The following is a 26,716-nucleotide window of genomic DNA, read 5'->3' as shown; positions in this document are numbered from 1 at the left end:
CACCTTTTTGAACAGAATATCCAAGTTTTTTCGACACACCCATTAAGAAGTTGAAATTGAACGATTTATTGTCGAAATTTCTTTCAGAAAAACGTTTGCGGACAGAGCTTCCCTTGGGGCACCCCCTGCGCCTGCGAGTCGAATCCCCGGTTCTCCACAGGTTTACCCACAGAAACCGGTTCAAAACTCCTTGGACTCGGCCTCACGCCCACTCCCCGAGTCGGCGAGTCGCGCAGAATCGGGCTTCAGGAAGCCCGCGAGCCAGAGACTCACTGCCAAGAGTGGCAGAAGCGCTGCGAGACCAATCCGGAGCGAATACGCCTCTGCGAGAAAGCCGATCAACGGAGGACCAATCAGGAAGCCGCAAAGCGCGATCATGGACATGATGGCAATGTTCGGCCCCTCGAAGCGATCATCAAGCGCCGCGACCGCCGTCACCCCAAGCGGATACCCCACCGAGACCCCCAGCCCCACCAGCGCGAACCCCAGCCAACTTGCCAGGTTCGGCAGAGGCGCCACGACGAGGACCACCCCGAGGATGGCGACGAGGATCGTCCCACGTGCCAGCGATACGGGACCGACCCGGGCGCGCATCGTGTCGCCGAGCAGACGCCCGATCGCCAACGCGGCAGCGTAGACCGACACTGCGAGTCCCGCGACAGCGCTTTCGCCGCCCATCCGCTGTGCCATGTAGACGGCGGACCAGTCGGACATCGCCCCCTCGGTCATCGCCACGACCAGCGCGAAGAGCGAGATCAGGATCAAAGCCCGCGGCAAGTCTGAAAGGCGACGGCTGCCCGGTCCGGACCGCACGGAGTCTGCGCCGAGCTTCGGGAGCGCAAAAGCCGCGAAAACGCCCGCGAGCATTCCGGGAATGGCGACCACGAGTGGGATCCAGAGCAGCGGCAGGCCCGTCGCCATTGCTGTCATGGCCGAGGCCGCCGTGACGCCGATTGCCCAAAGTCCGTGGCATCGGCTCATCACACCAACGCTGCGCTCCTTTTCGAGACGCCCGGCATAGGTATTCAGCCCGACTTGTGAGAACGCTCCGACGGCTCCAAACAGCATCAAGGCAAGGAACAGCGCGGTCTGACTTCCGGCAAGCAGCACCAGCCAGAGGACCAGCGCCTGCACCGGCAGCGCGGCCATGCAGACACGGCGCGGACCGAAGCGGCTGATGGCCCGTCCGGCGACGGGTAGGGTCGGCACGATGCCAACTGGCAGACCCATGAGCGCGATTGCGAGTTGCGCCTCGTTCAACCCAAGCGCCCCCTTCACAACCGGAATCAGCGCCATCCAGCAGCCGATCGCGAAAGGTTGCGCAAAGAAGAGGAGCATCGTCAGGCGGACGGCCCGCCGGGTATCACTGGCTGTCATGCCGCTCACCCTAGCCATTCCGGCGGGAAGCGGGAGGGTTCAGGCTGCCGCAGCCCCCCGACGTCGACTCGGCCGCAGACGCAGGGCAAGCAGGGCGACAACACCGGCGAGGTAGTAGAGCGGCTCCATCTGCCAGCCTTTCACCACCATGACGAAATGCACCGCTCCCAGCGGAACCAACAGATAGGTAAGCTTGTGCAGCGCACGCCAGCGTACCGGCCCCAACTTGCGGAGCGACCAGTTGTTCGAAGTGATCGCCAGAGGCACCATCATCAGGAAGGCGGCCATGCCAATTGTAATATAGGGACGTTTGAGAATGTCGGCCCAGATCTGCGCCGGGATCTGCACGTCCAGCACCAGCCAGACCAGCAGATGCGTCAGGATATAGAAGAAAGCCAGCAGGCCGATGGCCCGGCGGAACTTGATCAGCCGCAGGCCCGCGAAACGCTGCAACGGTGTGATCGCAAGTCCCGCGATCAGCAACCACAGCCCCCACAGGCCGAGCTGGTGTTCGATGACCTTGGTCGGGTCAACACCCAGCCCACCGGTCAGGCCCTGCCAGAACAGCCAGACAACCGGAACCGCGCCGAGCGGGTAAAGCGGCCAGCTCGGCAGCCGCTTCACCACGCCATTCATGCCATCGACCAGCGCCATCAGTAAAACTTCGCCAGATCCATGCCCTCATAAAGCCCGGCCACTTCCTGTCCATAACCGTTGAACATCAGGGTCGGCTTTCGCTTGGCAAGGATACCGCCGCCGATGACCCGCTCGGAGGCCTGACTCCAGCGCGGATGGTCCACAGTCGGGTTCACATTGGAATAGAAGCCGTATTCTCGCCCATTGGTCTTGTTCCAGCTGGTCGGCGGCTCCTTGTCGGTCAGCGAAATCCGAACGATCGATTTGATCGACTTGAATCCGTATTTCCACGGCACGACGAGCCGGATCGGCGCCCCGTTCTGGTTCGGCATCGGCTCGTCATAGAGCCCGGTGGCCAAGATCGTCAGCGGGTTCATCGCCTCGTCCAGCCGCAGCCCTTCGACATAAGGCCAGTCGATCACGGGCGAGCGCACGCCCGGCATCTCGTCGGGGCGCAGCGCGGTTTCGAAGGCGACGTATTTCGCGCCCGACTGCACGCCGACACGCGCGAGCAGATCGGCAAGTTCGAATCCGACCCAGGGAATCACCATCGACCAGGCCTCCACGCAGCGGAAGCGATAGATCCGCTCTTCCAGCGTGGTGCCCTTGAGGATGTCATCCATCGTCCAGGTGCCCGGCTTGTCCACCAGCCCGTCTATCTCGACCTGCCAGCCATCGGTGTTCAGCATATGGGCGTTCCGCGCGGGATCCTCCTTGCCGGTGCCGAACTCGTAATAGTTACAGTAGCTGGTGATATGATCGAGCGGGTTCGGTTCTTCGACCGTCGAATATTCCGACTTCACCGCCCCGAGTCCGGCAAGGGCCGGTCCTGCAATCCCGCCAAAGGCGGCCGCCCCCATCCCGGCCATGATCTGCCGGCGATTCAACCAGGCGGCCTTCGGGGTCGTGTCCGACCAGTTCAGATCGTTTTTCCAGCGTCCAGCCATGCTCTTTCTCCTATCTCTTTGAACCTAGATAGAGCATCCCACCGCCGCGCGGGGGCTTTGACACCAAATCTCACGCGATCGTTGGATCGCGTCAGGAAACACCACTCCCATGTTTCAATCGGCGCCTTGCCCGAGACAACAGGCAACACTTCGCCGGCGAGCGTTCGCCAGTTCGAGGCAGTCAACAACATGCGACAGGACAAGGCCTCTTCCAGAAAGGCGCTTTGAAAGGAAAAGCGATGGCCTCCTCTTACCGGACGAATAGGCATAGCGTCCCGGGATCGACCGTCCCTATCCGGCCTCAGAACACCTGCTGCGTGTGCCCCGCATCGGTCGGGCGACAGAATTCCGGGACCGGCTCGCCCGAGCGGTAACTCGGATAGATGTCGCGCATCGGCACGGAGGCGCCATCGGCCTGCACGATCCGCACATGCCGCCGCCGCATCTGCCGGGGCTCGGACACCCCGACCGAATGCGCAATCGTCTCGACCTCCTTGATCATCGCCGTCGCGTAGCGCGCCACGCGTCCCTCCTTCTCCTCGACCACGAGCCCCTGTTGCAGACGCTTGTCATGCGTGGTGATCCCTGTGGGACAGGTGTTCTTGTTGCATTTCAGCGCCTGGATACAGCCGAGCGCGAACATGAAGCCCCGCGCAGAGGTGACAAAATCCGCGCCGGCGGCCAGCGCCCAGGCGATATCGCCAGGATTGACGAGCTTGCCGCTCGCGACGATCCGGATCCGCTCCTTCAGCCCGTATTCATCGCGCAGGTTCACGATCCGTGGCAGCGCCTCGCGCACCGGCATGCCCATAAGGTCGATCAGCGGCATCGGTGCCGCGCCCGTACCGCCCTCGCCGCCATCGATGGTGATGAAGTCCGGCGCGCTCTCCGGCCCACGCGCCTTCACGCGGTCGAAGAACTCGCGGAAATGGGTCGGCGAGCCGATCACGCTCTTGAACCCCACCGGCTTGCCCGTGACCTCCCGGACATGGGCGATCATGTCCAGCATCTCATCCCAGTCCGAGACCTCCGGGTGCCGGTTCGGCGAAATGCTGTCCTCGCCTTCCGGGATATGGCGGATCGCAGCGATCTCGGCGGTGATCTTGGAGCCGGGCAGGATGCCGCCCTTGCCGGGCTTGGCCCCCTGGCTCATCTTGATCTCGAACATGCGGACCTGTTCATGCCCGGCCACCGCGCGCAGCTTCTCGTCCGAGAGCTTTCCGTCCGCATCCCGCAGCCCGTATTTCGCGGTCCCGATCTGGAAGACGATATCGCAGCCCCCTTCAAGGTGATAGGGAGAGACCGACCCCTCGCCGGTATTCATCCAGATCCCGGCCCGTGCCGCCCCCCGGCTGAGCGCCCGCACTGCCGGCCTGGAGATCGCGCCGTAGCTCATGCCGGAAATATTGAAGATCGACCGCGCGAGATAAGGCGTCCGACAGCCGGCACCAATCACCATCGGTTCGGTCATGGCGAATTGCCCGTCCACCGGCGGAAACGCTGCCGAAACGAAGATCGGCGTTCCGACCAGCCCGATATTCCGCGTCGAGCCAAAGGCCACCATGTTGCTCTCGCCATCGGAGGCATGGTCGATCCATTCCCGCTGGGCGCGGTTGAAGGGCAGCTCCTCACGGTCCATGGCGAAGAAATACTGCCGGAAGAATTCGCCCAACTCGCTGAACCAGCCCCGGAACCGTCCGATCACCGGGTAGTTCCGCCGGATCGCATCCTTGGTCTGCACCCGATCGACGATGAAGAAGGCGACGCCAACCGCGACAGCGAGTCCGATCACAAAAACAAACAGCAGCATCAGCATCTGGAGTGACCACAAGGTCCACCCCATGAATTCACCCATCATCTCGCGGCCCTCCCGGCAGTTTTCTCATGCTCACCCTGAGGCCCCGCGGCGCACCGGGCAAGCCCATTGATGGTTGCGCAGGAACAAACGGCGGTGCGTGACGAAAAAAAGATTACCAAATCAAGCCACTCAAAACGCTACATTTTTCGAGATTCCACCGATCCCATATTTCAAAAAAAGCGACTTTCTCACATCCAATCCCGATCTGGGGCCGTAATCATTGCATCGTCCCACCGGGGCGCAGCCACCGTCCCACCGGGGCAACCTTTTAATCTCGGGAGAGAAACATGATCCGCAGAACCTTTATCGCCCTCGCCGCCGCCGCCACCGTCTTCGCTGGCACTTCCGCCATGGCCGACGGTCACGGCAAGGACATTGTTGACACAGCCGTCGGAGCTGGAAGCTTCAACACGCTCGTCGCTGCCGTTTCGGCCGCCGGGCTCGTTGATACGCTCAAGGGAAAGGGTCCCTTCACGGTGTTCGCTCCGACCGACGAAGCCTTCGCCGACCTGCCCGATGGTACCGTCGAAATGCTGCTGAAGCCTGAGAACAAAGATAAGCTCGTCTCCATCCTGACCTACCACGTCGTCCCGACCAAGGTGATGTCCGAGGATGTTGCCGGTCAGACGGTCTCCGCTGTGACGGTCAATGGCGACAAGCTCATGGTTGATGGCCGCAAGGGTGTGATGATCAACGATGCCGAGGTCATTCAGGCAGATATCATGGCCTCCAACGGCATCATCCATGTCGTGGACAAGGTGATCCTGCCCGAGGGTTGATCCAGTTGCGAGGAAAGGCCCGCCAGTTGCTGGTGGGCCAAACAGGCCGGGCGGAGTAAGCACCGCCCGGCTAATTTTTTTGCGTCAGCTGCGCCCGGGCACGAGCCGCGAAAAGGCACGCTTGATGAAGGGCATCTGGCTTAGGACAAGCGCGATGTTGAGCGACAGCAGGATCGCCGCGCCGGGCCGGGTCCAGAAGGTCGAGAGATCGCCATCCGACAGGTAGAGCGAGCGCCGGAAGGTTTCGTCGAAGAGCGGACCGAGGATGACGCCGATCACCAGAGGCGCGATGGGGTAGTCCATCTTGTTCATCGCATAGGCCACGAAGCCGACTGCCAGCATCAGGTAAAGATCGTTGATGCCGCCGCCGACCGAAAACGAGCCGATGGTTGTCAGCACCATGACGACCGGCAGGAAGATGGTTTGCGGGATGCGCAGCACGTTGATGAATACGCGCGCCGTCAGCAGCCCCATGATCGCCATTGTCAGGGAGGCCATGACCAGGATCGCCACAACATGGACGATAAGCGCCGGGTCGATGGTTGGACCGGGGATCACGTTGTTGATCTTCAGAGCGCCGAGCAGCGCCGCTGCGGGCGGCGAGCCGGGGATGCCGAGCACCAGAAGCGGGATAAGCGCCCCGCCAATGGCCGCATTGTTGGCGGCTTCGGCCGAGAGGAGACCGTTCACCGAACCGGTGCCGAACTCCTTGCCATCCTTGCAAACCGCCTTGCCGACGCCATAGGAGACCCAACCGGCGACGTCCTCGCCGACACCGGGGAGAGCGCCGACGCCGGTGCCGATCACGCCCGAGCGGGCAATGGTCGGGAAGCGTTTCATGACGGTGCCGACGCGCGGCACGATCTTGCCCACATCCACCTTCTGGCCAATTGAACCCGCCGCACGCATGCCGTCCATGATCTGCGGCACCGCAAAGGCGCCCATCAGCACAGGCACGACCTGGAAACCGGACATGAGGTAGGACCAGCCGAAGACATAGCGTGTCTCAGAGAGGATGGGATCCAGCCCGACCATGGCCATCGCCAGCCCGATGAGCCCGCTGATCCAGCCCTTCAGGACCAGATCCTTGCTCATGAGCGTGCCGGAAAGGAGGATGCCGAAGAGGGCAAGCAGAGCTTTTTCCGGGCTGGCGATGTTCTTGGAGATCATCAGCAGAAGCCAGACGAAGACCAGCAGGAAAAGCGTGCCGATCAGCGTGCCGATGAAGCTCGCCGTTGTGGTCATGCCGAGCGCTTCGCCGCCCCTGCCCTTTTTGGCCAGCGGGTGGCCATCCATCGCGGTGGCGGCCGACGCCGCCGTGCCCGGGATATTGAGCAGGATCGACGGGTAGGAACCGCCATAGATCGCGCCGACATAGGCTCCGATCAGGGCGATGAGTGATTGCTCCAGCGGGAACTTGTTGCCGAAGAAGCCGGTCAGGATCGTAACGGCCAACGTTGCCGTCAGCCCCGGCAGCGCCCCGAAGACGATGCCGAGAAAGACCGAGCATATGAGGTAGGGATAGGTGATCGGGTCCAGCGCAAGGTTGGTCAGCGCGGTCCCGAAATCCGTGATCTGGTGAATGAAGAATTCCATACTCTGTCTCCCTTACTTCTGCGCCCAGAGCGGTTTCAGGGTGACGTAGTAGTGGTATTCGATCTGCTTGAAGAGCAGGCCGGAGCGGTTCGGCACGTTCTGCCGGAAGCCGAAGGCCATCGCCAGCACGAGGATCAGCGGCACCAGCACGGCCATTATCGGGGCGATGCGGATCGCGTATTCGTCGCGGTGATAGACAAGTGAATAGACCGTCAGCCCGACCCAGAGCGCCAGCGTGACCCAGTCATCGTCATGCGGCTTGGCCCATTCGCTCTGCGGGAAATGTAGCAGGAAGGCATAGAGCCCGGCAGCCGAGAAGACGCCGGCGGCGACGATCATCCGACGGTGATGCCCGCCGTGGAACCCGTAGATCAGCGCGGAGATCAACAACGCCGAGCAGATGGTGAAATCGACCCGGGGGACCAGCGCGAAGATGTAGAAGAAGAGGATGATGGCAATGCAGCTCATCCGGATGAGCTCGGCGCGTTCCCAGCCGATGCCGGCGCCGCGCAGGGCGCGCTCGGCGCCGCCATCCTTGATCGAGATCGCCAGAAGGCCAAGCGCGCAGAGCAGCATCAGGCCAAAGATCCCATAGGGGACAACAGCGGCGGAGTTGTACCAGTCGCCGGAGGTCACGCCGCCGGTCTGGGTGTCGAAGAGGGGGATATCGGTGGTCTGCCAGAGAAAGAGGGCAGAGGTGGCGATGAGGATCAGGGACGTCCAGAAGTCCCGCGCGCGGAGGGCGGTCTTGTCTTCCATGTTCGCTCCAGCAAAGAGAAGAACGGGGCCGCGCGGGCCCCGTTCAGATGGTTGCGACGATTACGGTTTCTCGATGCCGAGCGAGGCCGGGTCGACCTTCGCATTGCCGAGATCCTGGAGCGTGTAGGCAAAGTTGCTTTCCAGTCCGGAGAAAAGCTTCTGGGCCTCTTCACCATATTGTCCGCCGACGTCGTAGTAGTTGTCTGCGGCCCATTTGGCGACCGTTTCACCGGCTATGGCCTTCTCGAAGGCGGCACCGAGGGCAGCCTTCACGTCATCGGGAGCGGAGTTATGGACCGCAAAGCCGATGGCCTGCTTGAGCGGCAGATAGGCATCCAGACCGTCATAGATGTCGAAGGCGGAGGGGATTTCCATATCGCCGATCATCGCCTTTTCGGGCGTCAGCGTGGCAAGCGGTTTCAGTTCGCCGCCGAGGATCAGCGGAGCCTGTTCGGCAAGCGAGGTCACGACGAGCGCGACTTCACCGGCGAGGGCAGCTTCCTGTCCCGGGGCCGAGCCCTTGTAGGGAACGAACTTGAAGGAGGCGTCCGCGCCTTTCTCGATGGCGAGCAGGTTCAGGTGGTGGATCGAGCCTGCGCCGGAAGCGGCAGCAGGGATCGAGCCCGGATCGGCCTTGGCGGCGTCTACGAGTTCCTGAAGCGTGTTGTAGGGCGAGTCCTTGCCGACCGAGATCAGGTCCGGCGAGCCGCCCACAATGAAGGGATACCAGTAGTCGAACTTCTTGTCCCAACCGCCCTGGACCGCTGCGGTCACGTTGGATTCGGACAGGCCGACCAGCGTGTAACCGTCATCGGGCTGGTTCATGACATAGACCATGCCGTTCGACCCGGCGACGCCACCGGTCTGGTTGATCACGTTGATCGAGACAGGCAGTTCCTTCTCCATCTCGGCCATGATCATGCGGTTGATCGTGTCGGTGCCGCCGCCGGCGCCCCACACGACTGCGGTGGTGATGTCGCGGAACGGATAGTCCTGCGCATAGCCGGTTCCGGCCATGGCGAGGGTGGCTGCGGCCACGATTCCAGTAAGTGCGAGTTTCATGATTCTCCTCCCGTTTGAAAATCTAAATACGGTTGTGCATCTGTTTACGTATACATTCAACAATATCTTGCACGAAGAGGCAGCGTGGAAACATTTGTCACACCCTGTTCGACACGGCCCGGCGAGGGACATGGCCGTTGCCCCCACACTGGGAGGGTCCTGGGATCGGGAAGCTGTCAGGCTGGCCTTCCGCATTGTCGTGCGGACAGATCGGCGGGCTCAGGATCCGGCCCGACGCTGGGAAGTGCGCAGGAGATCAAGAGGCCGAGGGAGCGGGAAATGAATGATGGCGACGTGATTGCGCCGCACGCAGTGCGGGGATCGATCAACGTCCGGATGGCGCGGTCGGAAAGCTACATCTCTGCAACCGGCAGACCGCGCCAGCCCCGCGAGACGGTGCGCCGCCCCTGTCGGGACGGCGCAGGTTTCGGGATCAGCCGGCCGGGCGCGAGGCCACGATGCCGGGCCGTGCACGGGCCAGCGAGGCTGTGATGGCGCCGGCGAGGCCCGCCTTGATCAGGTCGCCCGGGATGAAGGCGAAGATCGACAGGAAGGCCGTCTGCAGCGTCATGTCGAGCATTATCATCATGCCGATGATGCCTGGGACATAGAGCACGACGATCCCGCCGATCGCGGCGGCACCGGCGGCAGCAAGGCCAAGCGGCAGGGAGGTCAGTTTCGCGGTCAGCAGGCCGATCACATATGCGCCGGCGACCCAGCCAATAAGGAAACCCACGGTCGGCCCCGCAAAGACGCCCAGACCCCCACGACCGCCCGCCAGCAGCGGCAGGCCAAGCGCGACCAGCAGCAGGAAGAGCAACACTGCCAGCATCCCGCGACGCGCGCCCAGAACGGTGCCGCAGAGCATCACGCCGAGGCTTTGGGCCGTGATGGGAATGCCCGACATCAGGGTGAGTTTCGGCACCAGTCCAAGCACCGCGATAAGAGCGGCGAAAAGGGCGATGAGGGCGATATTGCGTTCCATGGGGACTCCTGTTCGCGATTAGTCGTCTGCGTTATAGGTAGAAAGGTCGGCACGTGCACGGATTGCTTCGGCGACCCGCGTCGCGTCATCGAGTGCGACGAGAAAGATCGGCGCGATCACCTGCCAGCCGGGACGGCGATGCGAACGCGCCCGCCAGCTCTCCAGCAGCCGCCGCGCATTGTCCAACATCACCGGCACGAAGCGGATCACCAATGCGATGGAAAAAGCGATGAGCCCGGTCTGCACGCCAAGCCGGCGCAGCGGCGCGAGCAGCCACATCAACAGGTCCACGGCGTCGTCGAGCCGCGTGGTCATGGTCACCAGATTGGCCAGCGCCACCGCCGAGAGCAGCCGCAGGCAGACCACCGCTCCCTCGGCCGGATCGCCCAACACGAAATGCCAGATGCCGACCAGCAGCAGGAAGGGCCAGAGCGGTCGAAGCGCCGCCGCCCCTTGCCGCAGGAAATCCAGGCCGATCACGAGATAGAGCGCGACCACGCCCAGCAACGCGGCAGTCTGCATCCAGACCATGTCAAACAGGAACAGCGCGACCGTGGCCAGCGACAGCGCACCGAACTTCAGTCCTGCAGGAAGCCGGTGATACGGGGTATCAATCGGCGAGACCAGCGCCAGCATCGGCATCCTCCCGCACCATCGCTGCAAGATATTCTGCCAGCACGGCCTCGGCCGGCCCGTCTTGAGCCACTCTGCCCGCCTCGATCCAGATCGCCCGCTCATACCCGTCCAGTGCCGTGATATCATGGGTGATATGGATGAGGATCGGCGCCAGCTCAGCCAGGTGCCGTTGCAACGCACGCGTCGTCGGGATATCGAGCCCGGTAAAGGGCTCGTCGAGGACGATCAGCGCAGGTTCCAGCACCAGAACCGCCATCAGGCAGACGAGATGCTTCTGTCCCTGGCTCAACGTCTCGACCGAACGCTCCTCCCAGGCCGTCTTGCCAAAACGCGCCAACATGGCGCGCACGGCGTCGCGCGCGTCCGCCTTGCTCCGCCCTTGCTGGCGCAGCCCGAAGGCAAGCTCTTCGCCAACGGTCGGGAAAATGATCTGATGATCGGGGTTCTGGAACAGGATGCCGATGGTACGGATCGCGGCACGGCGATCCTTCGCCACATCGACCCCCATCACCCGGACCTCGCCTCGATCCGGCGCTTGCAGCCCGGTCATCACCCGCGCCAACGTGCTCTTGCCAGAGCCGTTCCGCCCGACGATACCGATGCGCCGCTCCGACAGCGACAGGTCAAGCCCGGAAAAGATCTCCCGCCCGGCGAGCGACAAGCCGATTCCCGACAGGCAAACCGCTTCCGGATCGCCATTCTGCACCGGTTGACCCGCGCCTTGCATCTCTTCCGCTCGCTTCATCGCGCGCCGTTTACACGATGCCCGCGGGCTTGTCGAAGCCCTTTCCCCCCCTTTTCGTCCCAGCACCTTGCCTTAAGGTCAGGTATTCTGCTGGTGCATGGCCAGCTACCTTCGGCTATTCTTTACCGAACGGTCAATTGCAGATCCCCACAAGTGAACCGTCATGAAACGCGAGACCTCCCATTTGTCGGGCGATGCCCGCGACGAAGCCATTGAGCGTCTCTATGACGTGGCGCTCGATCCGTCGCGCTATGAATCGCTCGTCGATATCTGGGAAGAAGCCCTCAAACCCCTGCGCGAGCAGGCCGATTTCAGTTCGCCCAGATTGCTGGACGATCCCGCCATTTCCAGCCATTTTCGCCGCGCGGATGCTTTTCTCGACCGGGTCGACAGCGCGAGCGCCAAGACACAGATGGCACAGGCCCTGGCACCTTTCGACAAGGTTGCCGCCTTCCTTTTCGACGAGACCGGGATGGTGAACGCGGCCAATCCGGCAGCCTTCCAGACCCTCGACCTCACGGCAGGCGTCGCATTGGCCACAATTGCGATCAACCCGGACGATATCGGTTCCATCACTGCCGCCGCCCGCACCGTCTTTGCCGGAGAGAAGGACAACGCCGCCGTCTTGCGCGTGCGTTCCCGCGAACGCGGCCATTTCGTCGTCCTCCGGCTCCAAGTGACAACGCTGGGCGATGGCGCGCGCCATATCCTCGCCGCCTCCTCCGAGGTGAGCTGCCCGGAGGGCTTCTCGGACATCCTGCGCCGCGCTTTCGACCTGACCGGCGCAGAGGCAAGCGTGGTCCAGAGGCTCGTCGAATGCTGTTCGGTCAAGGAGATCGCCGAACAGCGTGGCCGCTCGATCGACACGGTCCGGGCTCAGATCAAGTCGATCCTGTCCAAGACCGAAACGCGCAGCCAGGTCGAGCTTGTACGGCTGGCGTTGTCGATCATGGACATGTCCAACCTCACTCTCGACGTCGAACTTGCGCCACGCATCGTCTCCCGCGGCTATGCCACGCTGGACGAGCGCCCGTTCGAGACGCTGGACACACCGGACGGGCGCCGCCTGGACTATCTCTGCCTAGGCGACCCCAAGGGCGCGCCGGTCTTCTACCTTCCTGGCGATTACGGGCTCGTCCGCTTGCCCGCCTCGGCGGAACGGGAGGCCGCCGCGCGCGGGATGAAGATCATCGTCCCCATTCGCGCGGGCTACGGCATGTCGACCATGCTCGCCCCCGGACAGGACTATTTCGAGACCTTCTACGAGGATGCCGGCCAGATTCTTGCCGCGGAGGGCGCAGAGCGCTGCCCGATCCTGACGACCGGTGACGACTTCTACGCCGCGGTCAAGCTCGCAAACCGCTATCCGGGCCGCTTCACCGCGCTTGTCGCCGCCGCCGGCGTGCTGCCGATGACGCGGCGCGAACAGTTTGAGCGCATGGAAAAATGGCACCGGTTCATCATTGCCGGCTCGAAATATACGCCGCATCTGCAGCCTTTCATGGTGAAGGCCGGGTTCTATCTTGCCCGCAAGATCGGCAAGCGCGGGTTCATCCATGCCGTCTATGGCAACAGCCAGGCCGATATCGAGACCTTCGAGGATGCCGAGGCCTTCGAGGCCATCGTGACAGGCTCTGAAGTCGCGCTGACGGAGGACCGCTCAGCCCATGACGCCTTCTCACGCATGATGCTCGGCGAGAAGACCGAGGACTGGTCGGACGCGGTGCATGCTCTGCGCGAGGAGATGCCGATCATCTTCCTCAATGGCACGCAGGACCCGCAAGTCCCACTGGCGACCTTGGACGAATTCCGCCGCGACTATGACTGGATCGACTTCCGGGTTTTCGAGGATGGCGGACAACTCATCCTGTTCCGCCACTGGCGCAGCGCCCTGGACGATCTCGAAAAAAACCTCTCCCGGAGCGAATATACCCCAACTGGGGTATGACGTGTCGTGAAGCGGCCAGTTAGGGTAATTCCATTGAACAACTGGATTGCCCTGATACCAAGACTGTTAAAACCCACGACCTTTCAATACCTTGAAAGCCCCCCTTGACCGGCGCATCGTCTACGATGTGCCCGAACCTATTCAGCGGTGAGCCAGTTTCTGTTCCAGGTGCGTTGTATTTGTGCCGTTCGATTTAAGCCTTCGGACGCTTCGTGAGTGGGAAGAGTTTGAAGACGGGCGTTCGGTCCCCCCATGGACCGGACGCCCTTTTTCAGTCTGGCTTGCGTTCAGGTCATGTCGGGCTGCTCAGCGGACTTCGCGTCGCGTTCCAAGAGGTTGCATCACGCATTTCAGTAGGCAGCATTCAGCGCCGCAAGAACCGCTGCATCGCGTTCATAGGGGTCCTCCCGGAACTGCACCTCACCATCCTCGACCCAGGCCGTCCAATAAGTCAGCAGGACCGGCATGGGCTCCGGAAGGTCGATCCGGGTCGTCTTCCCGCTCTCGAGGATCTCTTCCATCCGGGCCTGCGTCCAGGACGGATCGCCTTGCATCAGCAACCCTGCCAACACAAAGGGATCTTCGATGCGCACGCAACCGGAGCTCAGGTTCCGTTCGTCCTTGTCGAACAGCGTCCGATTGTTCGTGTCGTGCAGATAGACAGCGTGATCGTTCGGAAACATGAACTTGATCCGACCGAGCGCATTGTCCGGCCCCGGCAACTGCATCAGCGAGACACCGGGATTTTTCGCGCCCCAATTGACCGACGCCGCCGGGATGACGGTCCCCTCCCGGTTGCGCACGACATAGTTGTTGCGCTCCAGGTAGCCGGGATCCTTGCGGATCCGCGCCAGCTTGTCCTTTCGGAAGATCGAGGCCGGCACGGACCATGTCGGATTGACCTCCATATACTTGATCTCATCGGCGAAGACCGGCGTCTGCCGGTATTCCGACCCGGTGATCGAGCGCGTCGCCCAGACTGGCTTGCCGTCCAGCACGACGAATGTCTGCGCACCGGCAATGTTGACCAGCACAAAATCCTCTTCCAGCCCGCGACTATACCAGCGAGTCCGCTCGAGGCTGAGCCGCAGCTTGTCGATCCGGTCGGACACGGGCTGGTTGAGTGAGGCCAGCGTGTTGGGGCCAACCGCGCCATCCTGCGTCAACCCGTGGCGCAGCTGGAATGCGCGGATGGCGTCCTCCAAAGCCGCGTCATAGAGCATCGGCTCCTCGCCAGGCGCCGCTTGCTCCGCCCCTTCTGCCGCGAGCCGGGCCCGCAGGGATGGGACTCGCGCATCCGTCATGCCGGGCTTGAGCACCTCGCCCTCCGGGATCACCTCCCAACCGCCCGATGCTTCAAGGGCGCGATAACGGGCCAGAGCATCGACGAGTTGAAGATATTGGAAGCTCCGGATTTCCAGCTGCTCCATCAGCGCCGCGAAGCCCTCTCCGGCAACATACTCCGCGAAGACCTCCAACGGGTCCCGTTCGATCACCGGCCGGTCGAAATTCCAGGCCGTGTCGAGGGACTCCGGTTCGACCTTGCCAAACGCCATGTGATGGACAAGGCGCATGGCGGCATCGGTCGCAAGGATGTCAAAATCCGCGCCCTGCACCGCATCTCCGCTTTCGGCGACCGCCCTAGCTGTTTCCAACTCTGCGCGGTTGAAGTCCTCGGGGCGGTAGCCCTGAGCCACGGCGCGGTCCACCGCCTGCAACAGAGCGTCGACCTGGCCGTCCCAGGCCGGCGCGTTCTGACGAAAGGCATAGAAGCGTTGCAACGCCGAAGGCTCTGCCAGGCTTGCCCCGGCCAGCCGTCCTTCGGCGAGCGACGTGGCAAGCGCTGCGCCAATCGCCTCATCGCGCTCCCCGGCCAGGGCACCAGAGCCCCAGGCCAGCAAGCCGAGAAAAATGACTACGGGAAACGGGATCTTCATCAAATGGGCCTCCGGCTGTTCCACCGGAAGTTGATCCCTGCCCGTCCGCCGCTGTCAATCCAAGATCGTATCCGAGACTCAGCCGAGCTTCGACGAAACGGCGCGGGCGATGACGCGCTCCTCGTCAGTCTTGACCACAAGCACCTTCACCGAACCGGTGCCAATCTCCTCGTCACTGCGCTCATTGGCCTCTTCGTCCACCGAGATGCCGAGGAAGCCGAGACCGTCCGCCACGCCCTTCCGGATCGCGGGCGAGTTCTCCCCGACCCCGCCGGTGAAGACCAGCGCATCAATACCGCCACCAGCCGCCGCCAGCGCGCCGACCTCGCGGATCACGCGGGCAATGTAATACTCCATCGCCTGCTTCGCGCGCGGGTCGTCCGACTCCTTGAGCGTGCGCATATCATGGGTGATGCCGGAGAGCCCCTTCATCCCCGATTCCTTGTAGAGCAGGTTGGTCAGCTCTTCCTTGGTCATGCCCTTGTCGAGCAGGTAGAGCAGGATGCCCGGGTCGACCTGACCGCAGCGAGTGCCCATCGGCAGCCCGTCCAACGCCGAGAAACCCAGCGTCGAGGCAATGGCCCGGCGCCCGACCACGGCGGTCATCGACGCACCATTGCCCAGATGCGCGATCACGACCTTCTTGTCGGCCAGCTCCGGATGGGTCTTGGCGAGATAACCGGTGATGTAATCGTAGCTCAGTCCGTGGAAGCCGTAGCGGCGGATACCTTCCTCATACATCTCGAGCGGCAGCGCGTAGGCGTCATTGGCGAAGTCGTGACCATGGTGGAACCCGGTGTCGAAACACCCGACCTGGATTGCGTCCGGGAAGGCCTCCATCGCGGCGCGGATCGCGGCGATATTGTGCGGCTGGTGCAGCGGGGCGAGCTTGTTCAGCCCCTCCAACTCCGCGAGGCTCTCTTCGTCCAGCACAACCGGCGCGGAAAAATTCGGCCCGCCATGCACGATCCGGTGACCCACGCCGGTCACCTCGTGATCGCCGAGGATCGGTTTCAGCGCAGTCAGGACCGCCCTCAGCCCGTCCGTGTGATTGGCCTTGCCGAGATCGGTCTCGGTCTTCTCGCCATTGTATTTCAGGATCAGTTTCGCGTCCGGCCCGATCCCGTCGATCTGGCCAACGGCAAATTCCTCGGGCTCGCCTTCGCCCGTCAGATAGACAGAATACTTGATCGAACTGGAACCGGCATTCAGGGTCAGGATTGCGGACATCGGACCACTCCTTTCGTCAATTTCACCCGTTTCGGCGTGGCCAATACTGCAACGTCGATGTTGCACTTGCATTACTGCGACGCAGCATCAGCAGCAAGCGCAGGGCCGCCTGATCCGATGCGTTTGATCAGCGCAGACCCGGTTTTCATCGATTGAACAATGTTTACGCACCATTCATGGCCACGAAATCTCGTTCAAGGCAACAAAAGCCGTCAAGCAAGACTTGACCCCAAACGGCCCGCCCCGCTTCCGAAACATTACGCAGAGGCGTGCCATCAGCTCCCGGAGGGGTGCTGCAATGCAAAATTCAGGATCCTGTTCTCGCCCGTCAGCGGCCGTGACCAGAGTGCGGCAAATGTGTCTCTGAGCTCCGCGCCGCCATGCAGGATGTCATAGACGGCCCGGCAGACAGGCATTTCGAGACCGATTCGGTCAGCCAGGTCGATGACGGAAATCGCGTTCACCTCGCCTTCGACCACGACCTTGTTGCCATTGAAGACATTCTGCCGATCGATCCCGCGACCGAGTTGGACACCGAAGCTCATGTTCCGCGACGTTGTGGAGGAACAGGTCAGCGTCAGGTCGCCGACGCCCGAGAGCCCAGCGATGGTCTCGCGCCGTCCGCCGAGCATCTCGGCCAGCGCCTTCATCTCGTCGATCCCCCAGGTGATCAGCGCGGCCCGGGTGTTCTCCGCATAGCCCGCGCCAGTCATCATCCCGCAGGCAATCGCGACCACGTTCTTGACCGCACCCGCGACCTCCACGCCAACAAGGTCGTCACTGATATACGGCCGGAAGCTGGCCGAGCCGAGCGAGAGCGCCATGCGCGAGGCGGGTGCGGCCTGTGGCTCGCGACGATGCGCCTGTGCAAAGGGAAAGGCCAGCGTAACGGCGGTCGGAAAGTTGCGAACCGTCTCGCTGGCGAAGGTCGGGCCGGACAGCGCGCCGAAATGATGTCCGGGCAGTTCCTCCCCCGCAACCTCGCTCAGGAGCTTGCCGGAGCCAGTCTCGATCCCCTTGGCACAGAGTACGACCGGCGCGTCCGCCGCGAGATACGGCGCCATCTGCCGGCAGATATCGCGCAGGGTCACCGAGGGCGTGACGATCAGCACCGCCTCGGCGCCCTTTAGCACCGCTTCCATATCGCAACTCGCGGCAATCCCCTCGGGCAGTTGCACACCGGGCAGATAGCGCAGGTTGCAGCCCGTCTTGGCGATCGTGGCGATATCTTCCTCGTTGCGCCCCCAGAGCCGGACCTCGCGCCCCGCGCGCCGCGCTACGGCGGCCAGCGCCGTCCCCCAGGCACCCGCGCCGATCACCGCGATGGACCCGTAGGGCCGGGGCACCGTGTTTCGCTCCCGCGCAATCGGTTCGGACATGGCTGGCTCCTCCTCTGATCGCCCGGCGCGGTCATGCCGCTCGAACGGAGCGCGAATCTACCGCTCTCGGCGCCGAAGGCAACCACTGAGACATCGCTCCAATGCCCGGCTTTTCCCGCCCGGTCCAGATGGTAAGGTAGCAACGAAAAACCACCGGAGAAACAATCCGATGCCATCCCGCTTTCGAAGAGCGTTCTCCTTCCTGCGTGCCGTCGGTGACGGCATCGGCAGCCGCCATATCGGCCTGATTGCTGCCGGAGTCGCCTTTTACGGCCTCTTCGCCATCTTCCCGGCCATCACCTCGGTGGTCACGCTCTGGGGCTTCTTCGCCGATCCCGAGATCGTCGCGGACCAACTTGCGGCCTATGAGCCAATGGTGCCGGAGGAGGCCTACGACATTCTGTCCAGCCGCGTGAATGCCATCGCCTCCGGCCCCAAGGAAGTGCTCGGCTGGGCCACCGCCCTCTCCATCGCTGCCGCGCTCTGGGCCACGCGGGCCGGGACGGCGGCGCTGATCCGGGGCTTGAACGCGGTCTACGAGGTGCCGACGCGGAGCGGGCTCTGGAGTACCATCCTGGCGCTGTTGCTCACACTGATGCTCATCGCCGTCGCATTGATTGCCATGGCCAGCGTCGTTGTCGCGCCGGTCCTGCTCGCCTTTCTGCCGCTCGGACCCTATTCGGGGCTGGCGATCGATGCGCTGCGCTGGCTCGTCGGCATCGGTGTCGTGCTGCTCGGCATCGGACTGCTCTACCGATTCGGACCGAACCGCCCCGACGCGCGCAGCCCGCTCGTCTCGCCCGGCTCCGTCTTCGCGGTCTGCCTCTGGGCCATCGTCTCGGTCGGCTTCTCGATCTATCTGGAGAATTTCAGCAACTACAATGAGGTCTACGGTTCGCTCGGGGCGGTTATCGCGATGCTGATGTGGTTCTATCTCAGCGCCTTCGTGGTGTTGCTGGGCGGGCTGATCAATGCCGAGAGCGAACGCCTCGACACGCCCCCCGCCCCCATGTCCAATAAATCTGAAGAGCCCGAGATCCGGCAAGATCCTCCCGATCCGGCCCCGGTCGCGTGACCACACCGCTCGAATACATCCGGCGCGGCTTGCGCTGGCTGGACCGCATGATGCGGATCACTTCCCAGCTCAATCTAGGTCTGCTCTCTGCCGGTGTCGCCTTTTTCGGCCTGCTGGCCTTCTTCCCCGCCTTGGGCGCGCTCGTAACGCTCTGGGGCGCCTTCGCCGATCCGGCCGTCATCGAGGCCCAGATAGGCGCCTATGACCAGCTTGTCCCGGATCCGGCGACCCACGCCATCGCCACCCGCCTGCACAATCTCGCCCAGCAGCCCAAACCCGCGCTCGGGCTGGCCTCGGTCACCTCCTTCCTGCTGGCGCTCTGGGTCTCGCGACTGGCCGTCGCCGGGCTGATCCGGGCGATGAACGCCGTCTACCGGACCGACGCGCGCGGCCCGTTGCGCCATAACGGCCTCTCCATTGCGCTGACCCTGCTGCTTATGGGCGTCGCCATGGTCGCCATCGCCACGATCTTCTTCGTGCCGCTGGCGGGCCAGGTCTTCCTGAACATGCCGCCTCCGGGCGCGGGCGTCGAGCTGATGCGCTGGTGCGTCGCGATGGCTGCCGCCGGGTTCGGGCTTGCCGTTGTCTATCGCTACGGGCCGAACCGGGCGCCGCAGCGCACACCCTGGCTCTCTTTCGGCGCTGCGTTCGCGCTGCTGAGTTGGGGCGCGGCCTCCTGGGGCTTCGCTGCCTTCCTGCAGCTGCACAATCGCTACGATATCGTCTATGGCTCGCTCGGCACCAGCGTCGCCATGCTGCTCTGGTTCTATATCACGGCTTATGTCGTCGTGCTGGGCGGTCTGCTCAATGCCGAGATCGAAGGAGTGGATCTCGACAGTCCCTGACCCGCGCCGCGATGGGGCTTGCCCCGCGCCGCGCCCCGGCCTATCCCGGCGCAACCCCAGCCTGACGGACCGCGCCCGTGCTCCTCTACCGCTTCCTCCTGACACTGCTTGCGCCCGTCTTCGCGGCGCTTCTCCTGCTGCGTCGGCTCAAGAAGCGCGAGAACCGTAGCGATCTCGGCGAGAGGCTCGGCCGCGTGAAGCCGCTGTCAGGCGACGCGACCATCCTCTGGCTGCACGGCGCTTCGAATGGCGAGCTGACCTCCGCGCGCGAACTGATCGAGGCGCTGCTTCGGCGCAACCCGCGCCTGCGCATCCACATCACGGCCAATACCGTCACCGGACGGGACATGGCCCGGAGCTGGCGCCTGCCGCGCGTCACTGCCAGCCTCGCCCCGTTGGATTTCCGCGCCTGTCTCCACCTCTTCCTCGCCCGCATCCGTCCGGACGCCTTCCTCTTGCTCGAAGGCGATCTCTGGCCGAACCGCTTCGCGATGGCCGCCGCGCGCGGCCTGCCGGTCGCGATGGTCTCCGCCCGCATCTCCGCCGGCAGCTTCAAGAAATGGTGCCGCCTCGGCGGGCTGGCCGCACAGATGATCCGCGCCGTCACCCTGCTCTCGGCGCAGGACGCAGCCTCCGAGGCGCGGTTTCGCGCCCTTGGCCTGCCGGAGGCGGTTCTCCTGCCGCGGCTGACGCTGAAATCTTCCGTGCTGATGCCCCCGCCCGGGGCGGACCAGCTTGCGCCCTTCCAGAGTGTCTTCGATCGTGCCGAGACCCTGCTCGCCGCCTCAACCCATGCGGGGGAGGAGGAACAGGTCCTCGCTGCGTTCCAGGCCGCCCGCGCCACGCGTCCGAACCTGCGATTGATACTGGCGCCGCGCCATGTGCCGCGCAGCGATGAGGTCGCGGCCCTGCTGGCAGCGTCGGGGCTCCGCTATCGCAGGCGTTCGACCGGGGACCTTCCCGACGCGGACTGCGCGGTCTATCTCGCCGACACGATGGGCGAGATGGCGCTCTGGTACGCGCTCGCCGGGCAATGCTTCGTCGGCGGTTCGCTGGTCGACAAGGGCGGCCATACGCCGTTCGAGCCGGCCCAGTTCGACTGCGCCATCCTGCACGGACCCTTTCTCTCCAATTTCGCGGAACCTTTCGATGCGCTGGCGCAAGCCCGTGGCGCGCTGGCTGTCGCGGATGCCGAAGCGCTTGGTACAGCACTTGCGACGCTTGATGGTCCCACCCGCGCGCATCTCACGCGCGCGGCCCGCACGGCGCTTGCGCTCGACGAGACAGGCGGCATGACCGACCTGCTGGAACAGCTCGAAGCAGCGCTGCCGCTCGGCTAGCCTGCCGCGTTCCGGTTCCAGTAGCGGAAGGTTGCGAAATCGGCCGGCAGCCCCTGACCGCTGGCATCCTGCGCCGCCATGCCGACAAAAGCGCCCGTGAAATTCGAATGCTCCCCGCGGCCGCCCTCGTCTGAGAGCACCGAGGCGTCGAGCACCGGCCCGATCAAAGCCCATTCGCTTCCGGGAACACGCCAGCGGAACTGCAACGCATCGAGATCCACGTCGACCCCGAGTTCCAGCAGCCCCTCCGGCACCGGCACCCCCTCGCCAATCGGCCGCTCGATGGTGCCTTCGGGCCAAAGCCCCGGGCAGGACTGGATGGCAAGCGCGCGGTTCCCGGCTTCGTCACGGGAGAGAAAAAGATAGTGGAACTGGTGCCGGTTGTAATAGGCGGCGAGCCCGGCCTGTGATTGGAAATCGCGTGGCTCGAAGGCGAGAACCGTTTCCGCCGAGTAGCGCCAACCGGTCTGGCGTCGCGCCAAAAGCGCCTGTTCGAACCAGGACCCGATGGATTCGCGCCCAAAGAGTCGCAAATGGCCCGGACGCACGGTGGTCGAGAAAATCCGCTCTGTCTCCGGCGTCCGCAGCCACTGGAAGTCGAGATCCATCGTGCCGTCGAAACGGTATTCCTTGCACTCCTCGGTGTAGCCATCCGGACGTAGGCTGTCCTGCGGGTCGTCGCAATACATCCAGCCATCCGCCCCCCACCAGGCCCGGGTGATCCCGGTCTCGCGGCCAAGCGGACAGCGGCGCAGGCCCGGCAAGGGCCGTCCGCAGAGAAAGCTGTGCCACCAACCCTCAGAATCGCCGGCCGGCTGGCCATGGCCGATCCGCAGCAACCCGGCTTCGGGTTTGTCCGCCGCAGTCAAAACGTGGGTCTGCGGGTGCAGCTCATAGGGGCCGGTGATCGTGTCGGCGCGGGCGTGGGTGACGGCGTGCTCGTAGCCGGTGCCGCCCTCGGCGGTGATCAACACGTATTTGCCATCATGCCTGAGCAGATGCGGCGCCTCGGTCAGGCCGCGCGCGGAGCCTTCGAAGATCCGCGTCACCGGGCCAACGAGGGTCCGTTTCGCGTGATCATATTCCTGCAACAGGATGCCGGCGAAATGCCCGCCCGGATGCGGCCCCTCGGCGCCGCGATAGTCCCACTGCATGTTGACGAACCATTTGCGGCCATCCTCATCGTGGAACAGCGAGGGATCGAAGCCGGAGGAGTTCATCCGCACCGGGTCCGACCAGGGGCCGGTGATCGCGGGCGCCGTGGTCAGGTAATTATGCGCGTCCTTGTAGCTGCCGTCGAAGCGCTTCACATTGGTATAGATCAGCCAGAACAGCCCATCCGCATAAGACAGCGCAGGCGCCCAGACGCCGCAATTGTCCGGGTTGCCACGCATGTCCAGCAGGGCGGCACGGTCGAGCGGGCGGGCAACGAGCTCCCAATCGCTGAGGTTCTTGGAGGCATTGATCTCGACGCCGGGATACCATTCGAAGGTCGAGGTCGCGATATACCAGGTATCGCCGGCCTTGCAGAGCGAGGGGTCGGGGTGAAAGCCCGGCAGGATCGGGTTGGAGACCATGGTGTTTCTCCCATTCGTGGCCAGCGGCGCGTTGTCGGAGCGAGAGCCGCGTCTCGCGAGTTTTGCCTGTATCATCGCCGTCCCGCAGCGCGACGCCAAGGGGAGATGCAGCTGCCGCGCGGTCATTTCGCAGGGGGGGAGGGGCGAGGTCGAACGGGGTGCGTTGCCGACGCCACGGACCTTCGCTGCTCTTGCGACGGTAGCCGTGCCAGCGCCTGCCAGGGGATGGCGCTGGCACGGCGGGCTTCGCCGTTGACTCCGTGCCAACGTCACTTGGCGCCCCGCCGCAAGACGCCAGCGGAGCGCCCTGTCTACCCTTCCGGCGCCTCGTAGACCCCGACCATCCAGTTGATCCCGAACCGATCCGTCACGGTTCCGAAGCCGGGGCTGAAGAAAGTCGCGGCGAAGGGCATCGTCACCTGTCCACCCTCGGCCAGCGCGTTGAACCATGCCTCTGCGCCGGCAGCATCCGCGGCATCCACCGAGATCGAACAGCCTGCCATCGGCTGGTACTGCCCCATGTCATCGCAGCCCATCAACGCGCCACCGAGGAAATTGAGCACCGAATGCATCACCCAACCGGCCTTCTCCGGCGGCATCTCCATCGGTCCTTCGGCGAAGGTCATCGTCGCAGCCACCTCGCCGCCGAAAAGCCCGGCATAGAAGTCCATCGCCTCCCGGCATTGGCCATCCTTGAACATCACATAAACGGTCGGGGTCATTCCGCGTCTCCTGAACAAAACACCTGCCCACACAGGCTACAGCACTCAGTGTAACACGATTCCGACAAGTCCTACGCCTTGCGTATGTGCCCGCGCCGCGCTAGGTGCCGCCCCAACGCATTCCAAGGAGACCGAAATGGGTTTCAAGACCGGCATCGTGGGCCTGCCGAATGTCGGCAAATCCACGCTCTTCAACGCGCTGACCAGAACCGCCGCTGCCCAGGCCGCGAATTTTCCCTTCTGCACCATCGAACCGAATGTCGGCGAGGTGGCCGTGCCGGACACGCGGCTGGACAAGCTCGCAGAGATTGCCGGCTCCAAACAGATCATCCCCACGCGGATGACCTTCGTCGACATTGCCGGCCTGGTGAAGGGTGCCTCCAAGGGCGAGGGGCTTGGCAACCAGTTCCTCGCCAATATCCGCGAATGTGATGCCATCGCCCATGTGCTGCGCTGCTTCGAGGATGGCGATGTGACCCATGTCGATGGCCGGGTGAACCCGGTCGAGGATGCTGAAACCATCGAGACCGAGCTGATGCTGGCCGACATGGAGAGCATCGAGAAACGCCTGCAGGGGCTGGTGCGCAAGATCAAGGGCAATGACAAGGAGGCGCTCCAGCAGGACCGCTTGCTGCGCGCCGCCCTCGAAGCGCTGGAGAATGGCCAGCCCGCCCGCAGCGTCGAGATCGATGCCGAGGACGCCAAGGCCTGGGAGATGCTGCAGCTCCTGACCACGAAGAAGATCCTCTATGTCTGCAATGTCTCCGAGGATGAGGCCGCAGAGGGCAACGCGCATTCGAAGGCCGTCGAAAAGATGGCCGCCGAGCAGGGCGCCGCTGCCGTGGTGATCTCGGCCAAGATCGAGGAAGAGATCTCCCAACTCGAGCCGGAGGAGGCCGAGATGTTCCTCTCCGAGCTGGGACTGGACGAGGCCGGGCTCGACCGGTTGATCCGCGTCGGCCATGATTTGCTTGATCTTCAGACCTATTTCACCGCCGGTCCGAAAGAAGCCCGCGCCTGGACCATCCACAAGGGCGACAGTGCGCCCAAGGCCGCCGGCGTCATCCATGGCGATTTCGAACGCGGCTTCATCCGCGCCGAGACCATCGCCTACGAGGATTACGTCGCCTGCGGTGGCGAGACCGGTGCCAAGGAGGCCGGGAAGATGCGGGTCGAGGGCAAGAGCTATATCGTGCAGGACGGCGACGTCATGCATTTCCTCTTCAACGCCTGAACCGGCCGCAAAAGCGCCCCACCGGAAGAAAACTGCCTCGAGAAAGCACCGCCGAACGACGCTCGTTCGGCGGCAGCGCCGCTTGAGCGATCCAAGCAGAAATGTCCTAATCACGCGCAGAACACATCCGCGTCAGAGCCCGGATGAGAGAATGGCCCCGTGTCGCGCTTCCCACCGCGCCCGGCGTTCGAAAGTTCATGTGTGGAGCGCAGCCACGCTTCCGACACCGGCTGAAAAACCCTTTTCAAACAAACCGTTCAGCTGCATCCCTCTGGACAGCGAACGAACCAGACCCGATGCCTCGGGCATCCCGGCCTCGATGGCCGTCTCGAAGATGCCAGATCAGATGATCCCGCAAAAACCGCGGAACCAGTGATCCACATTCCCCTGCGCGGCGTAGATCAGACAGTTCGAAAGAGAAAATGAAGACCCATTCAAGAGTTCATTCGGCGCCGCGGCGACCGAGCTGGTTGGTTTCGGACTGTTGGAACAATGCGAGACGGAGGATCAAATGGCAAATATCGTAAACACGGTCGTGGAACTCAGTGGTGCGCCGGGAACGACTGATACCAATGGTATGGATTTCGACCTGCTGAGGGAGGCCGTCCTGACGGCGGGCCTCGCTCCGGCTTTGAGCAATGAGGACGCCACGTTCACGGTATTTGCCCCGAACGACGATGCCTTCATCGGGCTCGCCCAGACGCTCGGCTATGGTGGGTCGGATGAGGGCGGCTCGCTCGGCTTCATCGTCGATGCGCTGACGCTTCTCGGCGGGGGCGATCCGATCCCGCTCTTGCAGAGCATCCTGACTTATCACGTCGTGGACAGCGGCGCATTCGACTTGGCAACCGTGGCCAGCCTGGGCGACGGCGCATCGATCGCGACCTTGCAAGGCGGCAGCGTGACACTCAACCTGTCTGCGCCCGGCCTCGTCGATCTCGATCCCGGGCTGCCCGATCCGAACCTGATCGGCTTCGATGTCGACGGTGGCAATGGCATCATCCACGTCCTTGACGGTGTCTTGCTGCCATTGCCCGTCAGCTCGATCCTGACGCAGCCCGGAACGGATTTCATCATCGGCGATGACGATGGCGATTCATACAATACCGGGTCTGGCAATGACTTCATCGATGGCAATGGCGGTGCCGACATCATCCGAGCCGGTATCGGCAACGACGTCGCGTTCGGCGGCAGCGGAAACGATTGGATCTCGGGGGCGCGGGGCAATGACATCCTGAAAGGCGAATCCGGAAACGACAAGATTTACGGTGGTGGCGGAAACGATGCCATGGACGGCGGCTCCGGCAATGACTGGATGTCTGGTGGACGCGGCGCCGATATCATGGACGGCGGCTCCGGGCGCGACAAGATCTATGGCGGTCACGGCGATGACATCATCGAGGGTGGCGCCGGCAACGACCGGATGATCGGTGGTGGCGGACGCGACACATTCGTTTTTGGAAACGGCAGCGACGATGACATCATTTTCTTCTTCCGGAACGGCGTCGACAAGATCGACCTGTCGTCCTACGAGGGAATCGACAGCTACTCCGATATCGAAGACCAGATCGACGGGGGGTTCTTCGGATCTCGGATCCACTTCGAAGATGGCGACAGCGTCCTTCTCTTCGGAACGCGCGAACACCTGCTGGACGAGAGCGACTTCATTTTCGCGGAAGACATGATCGCCTGATACAGCCACCACTTCACCGAGCAAACAAGGAAGCCGGCGGGACATTCCCTCGGCTTTCCCTTTTTTCAGGTTCCTGGCCATCGACGCCTCCGAACGGATCGGGCAAGGCGGTCATCGGCTGATCGAAGCGAAACGGCCCGACGCCATGCCCGAACTCGGCGCCATCGTCTTCGCGAAGGACGGGCACCAGGACAGGCCCTCCCCGGGGACCGTGCTCGAATCGTTCCAGGCGACAGTGCCCCCACGGCAGAAACGCCCGTACCGGCGTCAACAATTCATCGCCAACCACAGGCATTGTTCCACCAAGAACCGGAAAATTCGTCTCTTAACCGTCTGAATTTGACTTTCCGCGCACG

At 63.4% G+C, this 26,716-nt stretch carries 22 protein-coding genes; 7 read left to right on the top strand and 15 right to left on the bottom strand.

Annotated features, from left to right (window positions below):
- Positions 1–180 precede the first annotated feature (180 nt).
- From R3X27_RS10665 to R3X27_RS10650, 4 genes are all read right to left on the bottom strand, one after another.
- Positions 181–1,377: an MFS transporter gene (locus R3X27_RS10665; protein ID WP_317708838.1), complete on the bottom strand. Its 1,197-nt coding sequence runs from the start codon at positions 1,375–1,377 to the stop codon at positions 181–183.
- Between the two features lie 39 nt (positions 1,378–1,416).
- A complete protein-coding gene (msrQ, locus tag R3X27_RS10660; protein WP_317708837.1) occupies positions 1,417–2,031 on the bottom strand; it encodes a protein-methionine-sulfoxide reductase heme-binding subunit MsrQ in 615 nt (204 codons plus the stop codon).
- On the bottom strand, positions 2,031–2,960 hold the full coding sequence (gene msrP / locus R3X27_RS10655) for a protein-methionine-sulfoxide reductase catalytic subunit MsrP (protein WP_317708836.1): 930 nt from the start codon (positions 2,958–2,960) through the stop codon (positions 2,031–2,033). The genes msrQ and msrP overlap by 1 nt, the downstream gene beginning before the upstream one ends.
- Before the next feature lie 301 nt (positions 2,961–3,261).
- The gene (locus R3X27_RS10650; RefSeq protein ID WP_317708844.1) at positions 3,262–4,803 is read right to left on the bottom strand and encodes an FMN-binding glutamate synthase family protein; all 1,542 of its coding nucleotides are present in this window, start codon (positions 4,801–4,803) and stop codon (positions 3,262–3,264) included.
- A 302-nt stretch (positions 4,804–5,105) separates the two neighbouring features.
- Here R3X27_RS10650 and R3X27_RS10645 point away from each other — a divergent pair, with 302 nt between their 5' ends.
- Entirely contained in the window at positions 5,106–5,597 is a 492-nt protein-coding gene (locus R3X27_RS10645; RefSeq protein ID WP_317708835.1) for a fasciclin domain-containing protein, read from the top strand.
- 84 nt (positions 5,598–5,681) lie between these two features.
- Here the strand turns inward: R3X27_RS10645 and R3X27_RS10640 are convergent, their stop codons facing one another.
- From R3X27_RS10640 to R3X27_RS10615, 6 genes are all read right to left on the bottom strand, one after another.
- The gene (locus R3X27_RS10640; RefSeq protein WP_317708834.1) at positions 5,682–7,193 is read right to left on the bottom strand and encodes a tripartite tricarboxylate transporter permease; all 1,512 of its coding nucleotides are present in this window, start codon (positions 7,191–7,193) and stop codon (positions 5,682–5,684) included.
- A gap of 12 nt (positions 7,194–7,205) precedes the next feature.
- Positions 7,206–7,952, bottom strand: a complete 747-nt coding sequence (locus R3X27_RS10635) for a tripartite tricarboxylate transporter TctB family protein (RefSeq protein ID WP_317708833.1) — start codon at positions 7,950–7,952, stop codon at positions 7,206–7,208.
- A 60-nt stretch (positions 7,953–8,012) separates the two neighbouring features.
- Positions 8,013–9,014, bottom strand: a complete 1,002-nt coding sequence (locus R3X27_RS10630) for a tripartite tricarboxylate transporter substrate binding protein (protein WP_317708832.1) — start codon at positions 9,012–9,014, stop codon at positions 8,013–8,015.
- Positions 9,015–9,447: 433 nt separating this feature from the next.
- A complete protein-coding gene (locus tag R3X27_RS10625; RefSeq protein WP_317708831.1) occupies positions 9,448–9,999 on the bottom strand; it encodes a biotin transporter BioY in 552 nt (183 codons plus the stop codon).
- An 18-nt stretch (positions 10,000–10,017) separates the two neighbouring features.
- Positions 10,018–10,635: an energy-coupling factor transporter transmembrane component T gene (locus R3X27_RS10620; RefSeq protein ID WP_317708830.1), complete on the bottom strand. Its 618-nt coding sequence runs from the start codon at positions 10,633–10,635 to the stop codon at positions 10,018–10,020.
- The gene (locus R3X27_RS10615; protein WP_317708829.1) at positions 10,610–11,380 is read right to left on the bottom strand and encodes an ABC transporter ATP-binding protein; all 771 of its coding nucleotides are present in this window, start codon (positions 11,378–11,380) and stop codon (positions 10,610–10,612) included. The genes R3X27_RS10620 and R3X27_RS10615 overlap by 26 nt, the downstream gene beginning before the upstream one ends.
- Positions 11,381–11,543: 163 nt before the next feature.
- Here R3X27_RS10615 and R3X27_RS10610 point away from each other — a divergent pair, with 163 nt between their 5' ends.
- Positions 11,544–13,328, top strand: a complete 1,785-nt coding sequence (locus R3X27_RS10610; protein ID WP_317708828.1) for a helix-turn-helix transcriptional regulator — start codon at positions 11,544–11,546, stop codon at positions 13,326–13,328.
- A gap of 350 nt (positions 13,329–13,678) precedes the next feature.
- On the opposite strand, the gene R3X27_RS10605 is transcribed toward R3X27_RS10610, so the two are convergent.
- The 3 genes from R3X27_RS10605 to R3X27_RS10595 all read right to left on the bottom strand — a co-directional run bounded on the left by R3X27_RS10605 (position 13,679) and on the right by R3X27_RS10595 (position 17,874).
- Positions 13,679–15,265, bottom strand: coding sequence for a murein L,D-transpeptidase (locus R3X27_RS10605; RefSeq protein ID WP_317708827.1), 1,587 nt, complete (start codon positions 15,263–15,265; stop codon positions 13,679–13,681).
- Between the two features lie 78 nt (positions 15,266–15,343).
- Positions 15,344–16,495 (bottom strand): acetate/propionate family kinase, encoded by a 1,152-nt coding sequence (locus tag R3X27_RS10600; RefSeq protein ID WP_317708826.1) that lies wholly within the window; start codon positions 16,493–16,495, stop codon positions 15,344–15,346.
- 275 nt (positions 16,496–16,770) lie between these two features.
- The gene (locus R3X27_RS10595) at positions 16,771–17,874 is read right to left on the bottom strand and encodes an NAD(P)H-dependent glycerol-3-phosphate dehydrogenase (protein WP_317708825.1); all 1,104 of its coding nucleotides are present in this window, start codon (positions 17,872–17,874) and stop codon (positions 16,771–16,773) included.
- A gap of 169 nt (positions 17,875–18,043) precedes the next feature.
- Between R3X27_RS10595 and R3X27_RS10590 the strand changes: the two genes are divergently transcribed.
- The 3 genes from R3X27_RS10590 to R3X27_RS10580 all read left to right on the top strand — a co-directional run bounded on the left by R3X27_RS10590 (position 18,044) and on the right by R3X27_RS10580 (position 21,134).
- Positions 18,044–18,949: a YihY/virulence factor BrkB family protein gene (locus tag R3X27_RS10590; RefSeq protein ID WP_317708824.1), complete on the top strand. Its 906-nt coding sequence runs from the start codon at positions 18,044–18,046 to the stop codon at positions 18,947–18,949.
- Entirely contained in the window at positions 18,946–19,794 is an 849-nt protein-coding gene (locus R3X27_RS10585) for a YihY/virulence factor BrkB family protein (protein WP_317708823.1), read from the top strand. The genes R3X27_RS10590 and R3X27_RS10585 overlap by 4 nt, the downstream gene beginning before the upstream one ends.
- 77 nt (positions 19,795–19,871) lie before the next feature.
- Complete coding sequence (locus tag R3X27_RS10580) at positions 19,872–21,134, top strand: 3-deoxy-D-manno-octulosonic acid transferase (protein WP_317708822.1); 1,263 nt, start codon at positions 19,872–19,874, stop codon at positions 21,132–21,134.
- Here R3X27_RS10580 and R3X27_RS10575 read toward each other — a convergent pair.
- Together R3X27_RS10575 and R3X27_RS10570 are read right to left on the bottom strand one after the other, a co-directional pair.
- On the bottom strand, positions 21,131–22,711 hold the full coding sequence (locus tag R3X27_RS10575) for a glycoside hydrolase family 43 protein (RefSeq protein WP_317708821.1): 1,581 nt from the start codon (positions 22,709–22,711) through the stop codon (positions 21,131–21,133). The genes R3X27_RS10580 and R3X27_RS10575 overlap by 4 nt on opposite strands.
- Before the next feature lie 311 nt (positions 22,712–23,022).
- Positions 23,023–23,433: a VOC family protein gene (locus R3X27_RS10570; RefSeq protein ID WP_317708820.1), complete on the bottom strand. Its 411-nt coding sequence runs from the start codon at positions 23,431–23,433 to the stop codon at positions 23,023–23,025.
- A 136-nt stretch (positions 23,434–23,569) separates the two neighbouring features.
- Between R3X27_RS10570 and ychF the strand changes: the two genes are divergently transcribed.
- Positions 23,570–24,667, top strand: coding sequence for a redox-regulated ATPase YchF (ychF, locus tag R3X27_RS10565; protein ID WP_317708819.1), 1,098 nt, complete (start codon positions 23,570–23,572; stop codon positions 24,665–24,667).
- A gap of 511 nt (positions 24,668–25,178) precedes the next feature.
- Positions 25,179–26,360, top strand: coding sequence for a fasciclin domain-containing protein (locus tag R3X27_RS10560; protein ID WP_317708818.1), 1,182 nt, complete (start codon positions 25,179–25,181; stop codon positions 26,358–26,360).
- Positions 26,361–26,716: the final 356 nt, after the last annotated feature.

Source organism: Tropicimonas sp. TH_r6 (assembly GCF_033101155.1).
Lineage (GTDB): Bacteria > Pseudomonadota > Alphaproteobacteria > Rhodobacterales > Rhodobacteraceae > Tropicimonas.
This window is presented reverse-complemented; position numbering and strand designations above follow the sequence as displayed.